This window comes from Bacillus sp. FSL R5-0416, assembly GCF_037975425.1.
GTDB lineage: Bacteria > Bacillota > Bacilli > Bacillales > Bacillaceae > Bacillus > Bacillus subtilis.
This window is the reverse complement of sequence record NZ_CP150252.1, coordinates 4,089,713-4,102,529: the sequence shown is the minus strand read 5'-3', so window position 1 is coordinate 4,102,529 and position 12,817 is coordinate 4,089,713. Positions and strand designations below refer to the sequence as shown.

Genomic DNA, 12,817 nt, shown 5'->3' with positions numbered 1-12,817 from the left:
TGTGGGTAAGAAAATTCGCTTAACAACAGCACAGGCGCTGATTAAATTCTTAAACCAGCAGTACATCCATGTTGATGGAAAGGAAGAGCCTTTTGTCGAAGGGATTTTCACAATTTTCGGTCATGGAAACGTATTAGGGATCGGGCAAGCGCTTGAGCAGGATGCAGGCCATTTGAAAGTCTATCAAGGGAAAAATGAACAAGGAATGGCGCATGCGGCCATGGCGTACAGCAAGCAAATGCTGAGAAGAAAAATATATGCAGTGTCTACATCCGTCGGACCGGGAGCGGCTAACTTGGTGGCGGCAGCCGGAACTGCATTGGCAAACAATATCCCAGTTCTCTTGATACCGGCAGACACATTTGCGACAAGACAGCCAGACCCTGTACTGCAGCAAATGGAGCAAGAATACAGCGCGGCGATTACGACAAACGATGCATTGAAACCTGTATCGAGATACTGGGACCGCATTACGCGCCCTGAGCAGCTGATGAGCAGTTTGCTGCGCGCGTTTGAAGTCATGACTGATCCGGCAAAAGCAGGTCCGGCAACGATTTGTATTTCTCAGGATGTTGAAGGGGAAGCATACGATTTTGATGAAAGTTTCTTCGTCAAACGGGTTCACTATATTGATCGCATGCAGCCGAGCGAGCGCGAGCTTCAAGGTGCGGCGGAGCTGATTAAATCCAGCAAAAAACCTGTGATTCTCGTCGGCGGAGGCGCAAAATATTCCGGTGCGCGCGATGAATTGGTTGCCATTTCTGAAGCCTATAACATTCCGTTAGTTGAAACGCAGGCAGGAAAGTCTACTGTTGAGGCAGATTTTGCAAACAACCTTGGCGGAATGGGCATCACAGGTACACTTGCGGCAAACAAAGCGGCCCGCCAAGCTGATTTGATTATCGGCATCGGCACAAGGTATACAGATTTTGCGACATCCTCTAAGACCGCTTTTGATTTTGATAAAGCGAAGTTTTTGAACATTAACGTCAGCCGAATGCAGGCGTATAAACTTGATGCATTCCAAGTGGTGGCGGATGCGAAAGTGACGCTTGGCAAACTGCACGGCTTGCTTGAAGGCTATGAGAGCGAGTTCGGCACAACGATCCGGGAGCTGAAGGACGAATGGCTAGCTGAACGCGAGCGTCTCAGCAAAGTGACGTTTAAGCGGGAAGCATTTGATCCGGAAATCAAAAATCACTTTTCTCAAGAGGTCCTGAATGAATATGCTGACGCGTTGAATACGGAGCTTCCGCAAACAACGGCATTGCTGACAATCAACGAGACGATTCCTGAAGACAGCGTCATCATCTGTTCAGCAGGCTCACTCCCAGGAGATTTGCAGCGTCTGTGGCATTCTAATGTTCCGAATACGTATCACCTGGAGTATGGATATTCTTGCATGGGCTATGAAGTGTCCGGGACACTCGGTCTTAAACTGGCCCACCCTGACAGAGAAGTGTATTCAATCGTCGGAGACGGCAGCTTCCTGATGCTTCATTCTGAATTGATCACGGCGATTCAGTACAACAAGAAAATCAATGTGCTGCTCTTTGACAACTCAGGATTCGGATGCATCAACAACCTGCAAATGGATCACGGCAGCGGCAGCTACTATTGCGAGTTCCGCACAGATGACAACCAAATCCTGAATGTCGATTACGCGAAAGTCGCTGAGGGATACGGCGCGAAAACCTACCGCGCAAACACAGTAGAAGAATTAAAAGCGGCGTTAGAGGATGCGAAGAAACAGGATGTATCAACATTAATTGAAATGAAGGTGCTGCCTAAAACAATGACGGACGGCTATGACAGCTGGTGGCATGTCGGGGTGGCAGAGGTATCTGAACAAGAAAGCGTTCAGAAGGCATACGAAGCAAAAGAGAAAAAGCTGGAATCTGCGAAGCAGTATTAGAGGGGAGGCACCATAGATGGGCAAAAATGAAATCCTGTGGGGAATCGCTCCCATTGGGTGGCGGAATGATGACATGCCTGAAATTGGAGCGGGAAATACACTTCAGCATTTGTTAAGTGATATCGTTGTCGCACGTTTTCAAGGCACGGAGGTCGGGGGCTTTTTCCCCGAACCTGCCATCCTGAACAAAGAGCTGAAGCTTCGGAACTTACGCATTGCAGGAAAATGGTTCAGCAGTTTTATTTTGCGTGACGGACTTGGTGAAGCGGCAAAGGCATTTACCCTGCATTGTGAGTATTTGCAGCAAGTAAACGCGGATGTCGCAGTTGTCTCTGAACAAACGTACAGCGTGCAAGGCTTGGAGAAAAATGTGTTCACAGAGAAGCCGCACTTTACGGATGATGAATGGGAGCGGCTTTGCGAAGGGCTGAATCACCTTGGCGAAATTGCCGCTCAGCATGGCTTGAAGCTTGTCTATCATCATCATCTCGGCACTGGTGTCCAAACAGCGGAAGAAGTGGACCGCCTGATGGCAGGAACAGACCCTGCGCATGTACACCTCCTCTATGATACAGGCCATGCGTATATTTCTGACGGCGATTACATGGGGATGCTTGAGAAGCATATCGGCCGCATTAAGCATGTGCACTTTAAGGATGCCCGCCTGAATGTCATGGAACAATGCAGGCTCGAAGGACAATCGTTCCGGCAATCATTTTTAAAAGGCATGTTTACGGTTCCCGGTGACGGCTGCATTGACTTTAGAGAAGTATATCAGCTGCTGTTGAAGCACAGTTATTCCGGATGGATTGTCATTGAAGCTGAACAAGACCCCGATGTTGCAAACCCGCTGGAGTATGCATTGATTGCGAGAAACTATATTGATCAGCAGTTGTTGGATCTGGCTTAATGGGGAATGAACATATGGGCAATACCAATGGAGATTCAGCCTTCAATAAACGGACAATCGCGGCAGCATTGGCCAACTATATTGATGCCGGTTCAATTGTGGCAGGCTCCGCCGGTTTATCATTATGGGTCAGTTACCTTAAGCTATCCGATACACAAATCGGGCTGCTCGGCGCGCTGAGCGCAAATGCGATTTCTGCCGCTGTCGGCGCGCTGCTTGGCGGGTTTCTGGCTGATAAAGTCGGACGGAAGGCTGTTTATACCAATAGTATGCTGGTTTATGCACTAGGGATTTGTTTGGTTTTGTTCGGGGTTAATTTCCCCATGTTGTTAAGCGGTTACATCATTATCGGTTTATCAGTAGGAGCTGACATAACCGCGTCATGGACCATTATTGCGGAAAATGCGCCAAAGAAGAATCGGGCCAGGCATTGCGGCGTAGCACAAGTCGCTTGGGCCGCGGGCGCTGTCGTTGTACTGCTCCTCTCCGTACTGGCCGGTGACTTGGGACTCCTGGGGAATAAAATCGTATTTGCCCATCTGCTTGTGATTGCGCTGATTACGTACATCCTGAGAATCAGGCTTCCGGAATCAGACGCCTGGCAGACAAAAAATCAGCCGGAGGATGCTCAGGCAGAGAAGCCGGCTGTACTGAATAAGACATCATATTTTGATTTGCTCAAGCCTATGTATCTCAAAAGCATATTGTTTTTGATGGGTGTGTACTTGGTTTGGAACTTAGCCGCCGGGGTCATGGGCTTCTTTATGCCATACATTTATCAGCAGGTCGGCGGTGTATCTGCCAACATGGCCAACCTTTTGCAAATGGGGCTGTTTATCTTCACAGGATTGGGGGTCGCCTTGATCTTCATGCCCTTTGCCGACAAATATAGAAAAACCGTATTTGGAATCGCCGCTTTCATGGCGGTGATCGGGTGGACACTGTTTCTGCTGCCAGTTGAAGGCCTGCCGATTCTGCTCCTGTTTATTGTCGTGATTGGCATCAATAACGGAGCAGGGCAGCAAGCGAACTATCAGTTATGGGCCAGTGAAATCTTTCCTACGCAATATCGTGCTTCCGCACAAGGACTGATGTTTTTCCTTGTCCGTATTTCAATAGGGATTTGGAGTCTGTTTGTCCCAATGATTATCACCAATTTCGGCATTGGAACGATGGCTGCAATCCTTCTCGGATGTGTGACGGCCAGTATGATCATCGGGCTGCTCTTTGCGCCGAATACGTCTGGCAAGTCGCTTGAACAAATTCAAGAGGAACTCTACGGATCTCCTCAGAGCCAAGTAAAGCAAGGAACAGAAAGCAAAATCATGTAACCAACAGAAGGAGTGGCTGTCAATGAGTTTACGTATTGGCGTAATTGGAACTGGAGCAATCGGAAAAGAACATATTAACCGCATCACGAACAAGCTGTCCGGCGCGGAAATTGTAGCTGTAACGGATGTTAATCAAGAAGCTGCACAAAAGGTCGTTGAGCAATACCAATTAAACGCGACGGTTTATCCGAATGATGACAGCTTGCTTGCAGACGAAAATGTAGACGCTGTTTTAGTGACAAGCTGGGGGCCTGCGCATGAGTCAAGCGTGCTGAAAGCCATTAAAGCCCAGAAATATGTGTTCTGTGAAAAACCGCTCGCGACAACGGCTGAAGGATGCATGCGCATTGTCGAAGAAGAAATCAAAGTGGGCAAACGCCTTGTTCAAGTCGGCTTCATGCGCCGTTATGACAGCGGTTACGTACAGCTGAAGGAAGCACTCGATAACCATGTGATTGGCGAACCGCTTATGATTCACTGCGCGCACCGCAACCCGACTGTAGGAGATAACTACACAACCGATATGGCCGTAGTCGACACACTTGTTCATGAAATTGATGTACTGCACTGGCTCGTCAACGATGACTACGAGTCCGTTCAAGTCATCTACCCGAAAAAATCGAAAAACGCGCTGCCGCATTTAAAAGATCCGCAAATCGTTGTGATTGAAACAAAAGGCGGTATCGTCATCAATGCTGAAATCTATGTGAACTGTAAATACGGCTATGACATTCAATGTGAAATCGTCGGAGAAGACGGCATCATCAAGCTTCCTGAACCATCAAGCATCAGCTTGAGAAAAGAAGGCAGATTCAGCACTGATATTTTGATGGATTGGCAGAGACGCTTTGTCGCTGCGTATGATGTGGAAATCCAAGACTTTATTGATTCGATTCAAAAGAAAGGCGAGGTCAGCGGACCGACGGCATGGGACGGCTATATTGCTGCTGTCACGACTGACGCGTGTGTAAAAGCCCAGGAATCTGGACAAAAAGAAAAGGTTGAATTGAAGGAAAAACCGGAATTCTATCAATCTTTTACAACAGTTCAAAACTAAAAAACAGAGGAGTGAAAATATGAAATTAGCATTGGATCCATCCATGTATCGTGATGATTTAACTTTAGAGGAAACGGTCTATAAAACGGCGGAGCTTGGCTATGAATATATCGAATTGTCTCCGCGTGAGGATTTTTGTCCGTTTTATAAATATCCGAAAGTTGATTCAGCAAAGATCAAACAATTAAAGCGCCTTTTAAGAGATACAGGTGTTAAGCTTTCATCGCTTCTTCCTCTTTACCACTGGGCGGGTCCTGATGAAGACCGCCGGCAGGCAGCGGTGCGCAATTGGAAACGGGCAATCGAAATTGCGGTTGAACTTGAAGTGGATTTGATGAACAGCGAATTCAGCGGTTCAAAATATGATCCTTTAACAAGTGAAGAAAAATTTATCAAATCCATGGATGAGCTTCTGCCAGTCTTTGAAAAAGAAGGTATTAAACTTAATCTTCAAGCCCACCCATACGATTTTATCGAAACGCACAAAGGTGCGATGGATATGATCCGCGCGCTTGACAAGGATTGGATCAATCTTGTCTACTCGACTGCGCATACGTTCTTCTATGATGACGGCAAAGGCGACATCGAGACCATGTTTGACGAAGCCGGCGACCGCCTCACACATGTTTTATTTGCAGATACCTATAATCATAAAGCGGCTCATGGTCTTCGCTATATCGTCAATCCGCCTGACGCGAAAGTAACGGTTCACCAGCATTTGGACATTGGTCAAGGCGAGGTTGATTTTGATACGATTTTCAGAAAACTGAGAGAGATGAAGTTCGACGGAATTGCGACGAATGCCGTATTTGCTTGGGTCGATGAAAGAGCGGATGAATCAAGCCGATTTATGCTTAAGAAAATGAAAGAAGAATTAGGTCTGGCATAAGCTGAGCATGGAGTTCGGCGGGATATGGCGACAGCCTTCCTGCCGAACTCCCTTCATATCTAAAACGCAGATGGGGGAGTCTGGCATGAAACTTTGTTTTAATGAAGCGACAACATTGGAAAACTCAAACCTTAAACAGGATTTAGAACTATGCGAAAAGCACGGCTATGATTATATTGAAATCCGCACAATGGATAAGCTGCCGGAGTACTTAAAAGATCATTCATTGGCAGATCTTGCGGAATATTTTCAAACCCATCACATCAAACCGCTTGCTTTAAACGCGCTTGTTTTCTTCAACAACCGTGATGAAAAGGGCCACAACGAGATCATCACTGAATTTAAAGGCATGATGGAAACATGCAAAACCCTCGGTGTGAAATATGTGGTGGCCGTTCCGCTTGTGACAGAGCAGAAGATTGTAAAAGAAGAGATCAAAAAGAGCAGTGTAGACGTGCTGACTGAGCTGTCAGATATCGCGGAGCCGTACGGCGTAAAAATCGCACTTGAATTTGTCGGCCATCCGCAATGTACGGTCAATACGTTTGAACAGGCGTATGAGATCGTAAACACAGTTAACCGTGACAATGTCGGGCTTGTCCTTGACAGTTTTCACTTCCATGCAATGGGTTCAAATATTGAGAGCTTAAAGCAGGCGGACGGAAAGAAAATCTTCATCTATCATATTGATGATACAGAAGATTTCCCAATCGGCTTTTTAACAGATGAGGATCGTGTATGGCCGGGACAAGGGGCAATTGACTTAGATGCCCACTTATCAGCACTGAAGGAAATCGGCTTCTCTGATGTTGTATCGGTTGAGCTCTTCCGGCCTGAATACTATAAGCTGACTGCTGAGGAAGCCATTCAAACAGCGAAAAAAACAACAGTGGACGTCGTATCAAAATACTTCAGCATGTAATGGATAAAGGAGGGGTGGACATGGCTTTTGTATCGATGAAAGAGCTTCTTGAAGATGCAAAGCGGGAGCAATATGCAATTGGCCAGTTTAATATCAACGGCCTGCAATGGACGAAGGCGATTTTGCAGGCGGCGCAAAAGGAGCAATCACCGGTCATCGCCGCGGCTTCCGATCGCCTGGTCGACTATTTAGGCGGATTTAAAACGATTGCCGCCATGGTAGGGGCGTTAATAGAGGACATGGCAATTACCGTTCCGGTCGTGCTTCATCTCGATCACGGCAGTAGTGCGGAACGCTGCAGACAGGCCATTGATGCCGGATTCAGCTCAGTGATGATTGACGGCTCCCATCAGCCGATTGACGAGAATATCGCAATGACAAAAGAAGTCACCGATTATGCCGCAAAACACGGCGTATCAGTAGAAGCCGAAGTCGGCACGGTCGGCGGAATGGAAGACGGACTGGTCGGCGGGGTCTGCTATGCCGATATCACGGAATGTGAGCGGATCGTCAAAGAAACCAATATCGACGCGCTGGCCGCCGCCCTCGGCTCTGTACACGGCAAATATCAGGGTGAGCCGAATCTCGGATTTAAGGAAATGGAGGCTATCTCCCGCATGACTGATATTCCCCTCGTTCTTCACGGGGCATCCGGGATTCCGCAGGATCAGATCAAAAAAGCCATCACGCTCGGCCACGCGAAGATCAATATCAATACGGAATGTATGGTAGCGTGGACAGACGAAACACGCCGCATGTTCCAGGAAAACAGCGATCTGTACGAACCGCGCGGCTATTTGACACCCGGCATTGAAGCCGTGGAAGAGACAGTGCGAAGCAAAATGAGAGAGTTCGGATCAGCCGGTAAAGCAGCTAAGCAGCAGGTCGGCTAAAGAGACCAAAAACCGCCGAGATGGCGGTTTTTTTGTGCGGTGTTGCGTCAATATGCCCAAAACGATTATGATGATGGCAGCAGTGTAAGAAACGGGAGTGGTTCAGTTTGAATAAAATCATGATTGTGGAAGACAGTGAAGACATTCGCGGACTATTGCAGAATTACCTTGAAAAATACAGATATCAAACAGTGGTCGCCGCGGATTTTACAGCTGTTCTTGATGTCTTTTTGCGGGAAAAGCCCGATGTGGTGCTGCTTGATATCAATTTGCCGGCATATGACGGATATTATTGGTGCCGGCAGATCCGCCAGCACTCCACAAGCCCGATCATCTTTATTTCTGCCAGAAGCGGGGAAATGGATCAGGTGATGGCGATTGAAAATGGGGGAGACGATTATATCGAAAAACCGTTTTCTTATGATATTGTGCTTGCGAAAATCAAAAGCCAGATCCGGAGGGCGTACGGGGAGTACGCCGCAAAGCAGGGAGAGAAAGTGGTTGAATATGCCGGCGTTCAGCTCTTTGTGGAACGGTTTGAACTGCGTTTTCAGGATGAAAAAAGCGAGCTTTCTAAAAAAGAAAGCAAGCTTTTGGAAGTGCTGCTTGAGCGGGGAGAAAAGGTGACGAGTCGGGACCGTCTCATGGAAAAGACGTGGGACACCGACATATTCATCGATGATAATACACTTAACGTGTATATCACGCGGCTCAGAAAAAAACTGCGAGAGCTGAATGCGCCTGTTTCTATTGAAGCGGTGCGGGGCGAAGGCTACCAGCTGAGGGCGCAGTCATGAAGCTGTTTCTCCGGTCTCATGCAGTGCTGATTCTGCTTTTTCTCCTTCAAGGGCTGTTTGTCTTCTTTTATTACTGGTTTGCGGGTCTTCATTCTTTTTCTCACTTGTTTTACATATTGGGCGTGCAGCTTCTTATTTTGGCGGGTTATCTTGCCTATCGCTGGTACAAAGATCGCGGCGTGTATCATTGGCTCAGCTCGGGGCAGGAAGGGACGGATATCCCGTATCTCGGTTCTTCAGTGTTCTGTTCAGAGCTGTATGAAAAGCAGATGGAGCTGATCCGGCTGCAGCACCAGAAGCTCCATGAGACCGAAGCCAAGCTGGACGCGCGGGTGACGTATATGAATCAATGGGTGCACCAAGTAAAGACGCCGCTGTCGGTCATTAATTTAATCATTCAAGAAGAGGATGAGCCCGTTTTTGAACAAATCAAAAAAGAAGTCCGGCAGATTGAATTCGGGCTGGAGACGCTTCTTTATTCTTCAAGGCTCGACCTGTTTGAAAGGGATTTTAAAATTGAAGCGGTTTCCCTGTCCGAGCTTCTCCAATCAGTTATTCAAAGCTATAAACGATTTTTTATTCAATATCGCGTTTATCCGAAAATGAACGTTTGCGATGATCATCAGATTTACACCGATGCCAAATGGCTCAAATTTGCGATTGGCCAAGTGGTCACAAATGCGGTCAAGTATTCAGCGGGCAAGAGTGACAGACTTGAGCTGAATGTCTTCCGCGATGAAGACAGGACGGTGCTTGAAGTCAAAGATTACGGTGTCGGGATTCCCTCGCAAGACATCAAGCGGGTGTTTGACCCTTATTACACGGGTGAAAACGGGCGGCGTTTCCAAGAATCTACGGGAATCGGCCTCCATCTCGTCAAAGAAATTACAGATAAGCTCAATCATACGGTGGACATCAGCTCGTCTCCCGGTGAAGGGACGTCAGTTCGATTTTCATTTCTTACAAAAATGTAAGGCTGCGTTAAGAAAACAACATAGCCCGCTTTGTTTCCCCTTGATAACATGGATTTATGTCAAGGGGATTTTTATGTTGAACGTCCCGGCACTACATGAAAGCAGCCCAGATCAACAAGAATAAAACCATAAGGAGGATTTTCATGGCGAATATGCTTGAAGTCAAACATATAAATAAAACCTATAAAGGACAAGTATCCTATCAAGCCTTAAAGCAAATTTCATTTTCAATAGAAGAAGGCGAGTTCACGGCGGTGATGGGGCCGTCCGGGTCCGGAAAAACAACGCTTTTGAATATCATTTCAACGATTGACCGTCCAGATTCAGGCGATATCCTGATTCACGGAGAAAACCCGCATCGCCTGAAGCGGACAAAGCTCGCTCATTTCCGCCGCAAGCAGCTCGGATTTGTGTTTCAGGATTTCAACCTTCTGGACACGCTGACGATCGGTGAAAATATCATGCTGCCGTTAACGCTTGAAAAAGAAGCGCCGTCTGTCATGGAAGAAAAACTGCACGGCATCGCGGCAAAGCTCGGAATCGAAAACCTGCTCAACAAACGGACGTTTGAAGTATCCGGAGGACAGCGCCAGCGTGCCGCCATCGCAAGAGCGGTCATTCATAAGCCGTCACTCATCCTGGCCGATGAACCGACGGGCAACCTTGATTCCAAAGCGTCAAAAGACGTCATGGAAACGATGCAGAGCCTGAATCAGGATGATCATGTCACGGCTTTGATGGTGACCCACGATCCTGTTGCGGCAAGCTACTGCCGCCGCGTCATCTTTATAAAAGACGGCGAACTGTTTAATGAGATTTACCGCGGGGAAAACCGCCAAGTATTTTATGAACAAATTCTCGATGTGCTGTCTATGCTGGGGGGAAACGCAAATGACCTTTCTTCAGTTCGCTTATAAAAACGTCACGAGAAACAAAAGGGCCTATCTTGCATTCTTTTTAAGCAGCGCCTTTTCCGTTTTGATTTTCTTTACCTTTGCGATGTTCTTGTTTCATCCGGCATTAAAGGAAGGCTACCTGAATAACATCGCCAAAAAAGGCTTAACCGCTGCGGAATGGATGATCTTTGTTTTTTCTTTCTTATTTGTTCTGTATTCGGTTAACGCATTTTTGAAATCGAGAAATAAAGAATTCGGCATTCTGCTCATGCAGGGCATCACGCCGGGTCAGCTGAGAAAGCTCATTACGGCGGAAAATATGATCATCGGCGTCATGTCAATTGCAGCCGGCATTATCGGAGGATTCATTTTTTCAAAGACGTTCTTTACGGTCGGCGCTTATATTTTAGAAATGGACGCGCTGCCTTTGTATATGCCTTGGAAAGCGCTCGGTATTACGGCCTGCGGATTTCTGCTCTTATTTTTCTTTTTATCGCAGTTTACGATCCTTTTTGTCAGATCAAATACGGTTATCAAATTAATAAAGGGCACTGGCAAGGTTAAGCCGGAGCCTAAGCCGTCCGTGCTTCTGTCCTTATTTGGCATCGCCTGTCTGTGCGGCGGGTACGGCATGGTTCTTAAAGGCAATGTCCACGGGGCCGAACCGTTTATCATTTTACTGCTCACCGTCATCGGAACATATTTCTTTTTCAGCCAAAGCAGCATATGGATTCTGCGCGCGCTGAAGAAGTGGAAAACCTTTTATCTGCGCGGGAAAAACATCATTTGGGTTTCTGACCTTGTCTATCGTCTAAAAGACAACGCCCGCCTGTTCTTTATTGTCAGCATTATTTCCGCGGTTGCGTTTACTGCGACAGGCGTGCTCGCAATGTACAAATCGACCGTCGGAGCGGAAGAGTCCGCTTATGAAATGGAGTATTTATCTTACAGCAATAATCCAAAAGAACAGACTCATTTGAAAGATATTGACCATGAACTGAAAACACACGGCTTTACGTATAAGAAAGACAAAATAGATGTTTCCTATGTTCGCTATCAGGAAGGAGAAACTGTTCCCCCTGTTTACATGATCAGTGAATCGGATGCGGCAAAATACTTCCATGTCAAAGTGAACGGCCTGAAAGAAGACGAGGCTGTCTATTTCCCGGGAACATATGACCGCAATTTCAAAAACGAAGCGCCGGATCAGCTGAAGCTGCTGAACCAAAAAGGGGAGCTGTCTGATCAAAAACTGTCGGTAAAAGAAGTCAAAAAACCGCTGATCTCATTGAATGCCATCATCGCGGTGAATGATCAAACCTTTGATCAGCTGAAATCACTCGGTGATAAAGCGTCATTATACGGCTACAGCTATGATCATTGGAAAGACAGTCTTGAGATCAGCCAATCCTTGCAAAATGAGATTTACGGCAATTATATCGACGTGCATTCTGATTTTGCTTCAAAAGCCGGGACTTACTATGATACGGTGCAGCTGCCGAGCCTGAGTTTATTTATCGGCCTGTTTATCGCAATTGTATTCTTTGTCGCGGCAGCAAGTTTCTTATATTTCAGGCTGTTCACTGATTTAGATGAAGACCGGGAGCGCTACCGTTCACTGGCAAAAATCGGCCTGAGTGAGCGTGAAATGGCACAAAGCGTGACAATACAATTGGCGATTCTTTTCTTCTTTCCATTTGTCATTGCCGTCATGCATACACTGTTTGCCTTGAGAACATTGGCTGTGGAAGGCTATTCTGATGTCGCGGGGCCGCTCAGTCTCACCATCGGAGGGTTTTTCATTTTTCAGCTTCTATTCTTCCTCGCGGTGCGGTCAAGCTATTTGAAAAAAATGAACAAGTAAGGGGAGTGCAAAGATGAAAAAAGCAATGGCAATCCTGGCCGTCTTGGCGGCTGCTGCCGTAATATGCGGGCTTCTCTTTTTTCATAACGATGTTACAGACAGATTTAATCCGTTTATTCACCAGCAAGATGTCTATGTTCAGATTGATCGAGATGGCAGACATCTTAGTCCGGGCGGTACTGAATATACATTAGACGGATATAATGCATCCGGGAAAAAAGAAGAAGTGACCTTTTTCGCCGGCAAAGAGCTTCGGAAGAACGCGTATTTGAAGGTGAAGGCGAAAGGAAAGTATGTCGAGACTTGGGAAGAAGTCAAGTTTGAAAATATGCCGGACTCCGTACAATCAAAATTAAAGTGAATCATAAA

At 46.8% G+C, this 12,817-nt stretch carries 12 protein-coding genes; all 12 read left to right on the top strand.

The window, feature by feature from the left end; genetic code table 11:
- Nucleotide 1: 1 nt before the first annotated feature.
- The 12 genes from iolD to NYE20_RS21550 all read left to right on the top strand — a co-directional run bounded on the left by iolD (nt 2) and on the right by NYE20_RS21550 (nt 12,809).
- On the top strand, nt 2–1,915 hold the full coding sequence (iolD, locus tag NYE20_RS21605; RefSeq protein ID WP_003242642.1) for a 3D-(3,5/4)-trihydroxycyclohexane-1,2-dione acylhydrolase (decyclizing): 1,914 nt from the start codon (nt 2–4) through the stop codon (nt 1,913–1,915).
- A gap of 16 nt (nt 1,916–1,931) precedes the next feature.
- Nucleotides 1,932–2,825 carry a myo-inosose-2 dehydratase gene (iolE, locus tag NYE20_RS21600; protein ID WP_064671727.1) on the top strand — a complete coding sequence of 298 codons (894 nt, stop codon included), beginning with the start codon at nt 1,932–1,934 and terminating at the stop codon, nt 2,823–2,825.
- A 14-nt stretch (nt 2,826–2,839) separates the two neighbouring features.
- Nucleotides 2,840–4,156: a myo-inositol transporter IolF gene (iolF, locus tag NYE20_RS21595; protein ID WP_032725035.1), complete on the top strand. Its 1,317-nt coding sequence runs from the start codon at nt 2,840–2,842 to the stop codon at nt 4,154–4,156.
- Between the two features lie 22 nt (nt 4,157–4,178).
- Nucleotides 4,179–5,213, top strand: coding sequence for a bifunctional inositol 2-dehydrogenase/D-chiro-inositol 1-dehydrogenase (gene iolG / locus NYE20_RS21590; RefSeq protein ID WP_003244482.1), 1,035 nt, complete (start codon nt 4,179–4,181; stop codon nt 5,211–5,213).
- Nucleotides 5,214–5,232: 19 nt separating this feature from the next.
- Nucleotides 5,233–6,102 carry a sugar phosphate isomerase/epimerase gene (locus NYE20_RS21585; protein ID WP_015250852.1) on the top strand — a complete coding sequence of 290 codons (870 nt, stop codon included), beginning with the start codon at nt 5,233–5,235 and terminating at the stop codon, nt 6,100–6,102.
- Between the two features lie 85 nt (nt 6,103–6,187).
- Nucleotides 6,188–7,024 carry a 2-keto-myo-inositol isomerase gene (iolI, locus tag NYE20_RS21580; protein WP_015483926.1) on the top strand — a complete coding sequence of 279 codons (837 nt, stop codon included), beginning with the start codon at nt 6,188–6,190 and terminating at the stop codon, nt 7,022–7,024.
- Nucleotides 7,025–7,044: 20 nt separating this feature from the next.
- Complete coding sequence (iolJ, locus tag NYE20_RS21575) at nt 7,045–7,917, top strand: 6-phospho-5-dehydro-2-deoxy-D-gluconate aldolase (protein ID WP_014478478.1); 873 nt, start codon at nt 7,045–7,047, stop codon at nt 7,915–7,917.
- Nucleotides 7,918–8,024: 107 nt separating this feature from the next.
- Nucleotides 8,025–8,714: a response regulator transcription factor gene (yxdJ, locus tag NYE20_RS21570; protein ID WP_212082607.1), complete on the top strand. Its 690-nt coding sequence runs from the start codon at nt 8,025–8,027 to the stop codon at nt 8,712–8,714.
- The gene (gene yxdK, locus NYE20_RS21565) at nt 8,711–9,688 is read left to right on the top strand and encodes a two-component system sensor histidine kinase YxdK (RefSeq protein ID WP_015385109.1); all 978 of its coding nucleotides are present in this window, start codon (nt 8,711–8,713) and stop codon (nt 9,686–9,688) included. The genes yxdJ and yxdK overlap by 4 nt, the downstream gene beginning before the upstream one ends.
- A 143-nt stretch (nt 9,689–9,831) precedes the next feature.
- On the top strand, nt 9,832–10,605 hold the full coding sequence (gene yxdL / locus NYE20_RS21560; RefSeq protein ID WP_021481025.1) for an ABC transporter ATP-binding protein YxdL: 774 nt from the start codon (nt 9,832–9,834) through the stop codon (nt 10,603–10,605).
- Entirely contained in the window at nt 10,580–12,448 is a 1,869-nt protein-coding gene (gene yxdM, locus NYE20_RS21555) for an ABC transporter permease YxdM (protein ID WP_017696088.1), read from the top strand. Before yxdL ends, yxdM begins: the two co-directional genes overlap by 26 nt.
- A gap of 13 nt (nt 12,449–12,461) precedes the next feature.
- On the top strand, nt 12,462–12,809 hold the full coding sequence (locus NYE20_RS21550; RefSeq protein ID WP_021481023.1) for a YxeA family protein: 348 nt from the start codon (nt 12,462–12,464) through the stop codon (nt 12,807–12,809).
- The last annotated feature ends 8 nt before the right edge of the window (nt 12,810–12,817 follow it).

Excerpts from the sequence above, each read along its gene's own strand:
- NYE20_RS21550 (WP_021481023.1), top strand. The coding sequence starts at position 12,462 with ATGAAAAAAGCAATGGCAATCCTGGCCGTCTTGGCGGCTGCTGCCGTA.
- yxdK (WP_015385109.1), top strand. The coding sequence starts at position 8,711 with ATGAAGCTGTTTCTCCGGTCTCATGCAGTGCTGATTCTGCTTTTTCTC.
- NYE20_RS21585 (WP_015250852.1), top strand. The coding sequence starts at position 5,233 with ATGAAATTAGCATTGGATCCATCCATGTATCGTGATGATTTAACTTTA.
- yxdL (WP_021481025.1), top strand. The coding sequence starts at position 9,832 with ATGGCGAATATGCTTGAAGTCAAACATATAAATAAAACCTATAAAGGA.
- iolF (WP_032725035.1), top strand. The coding sequence starts at position 2,840 with ATGGGCAATACCAATGGAGATTCAGCCTTCAATAAACGGACAATCGCG.
- yxdM (WP_017696088.1), top strand. The coding sequence starts at position 10,580 with ATGACCTTTCTTCAGTTCGCTTATAAAAACGTCACGAGAAACAAAAGG.
- iolG (WP_003244482.1), top strand. The coding sequence starts at position 4,179 with ATGAGTTTACGTATTGGCGTAATTGGAACTGGAGCAATCGGAAAAGAA.
- iolI (WP_015483926.1), top strand. The coding sequence starts at position 6,188 with ATGAAACTTTGTTTTAATGAAGCGACAACATTGGAAAACTCAAACCTT.
- iolE (WP_064671727.1), top strand. The coding sequence starts at position 1,932 with ATGGGCAAAAATGAAATCCTGTGGGGAATCGCTCCCATTGGGTGGCGG.
- iolJ (WP_014478478.1), top strand. The coding sequence starts at position 7,045 with ATGGCTTTTGTATCGATGAAAGAGCTTCTTGAAGATGCAAAGCGGGAG.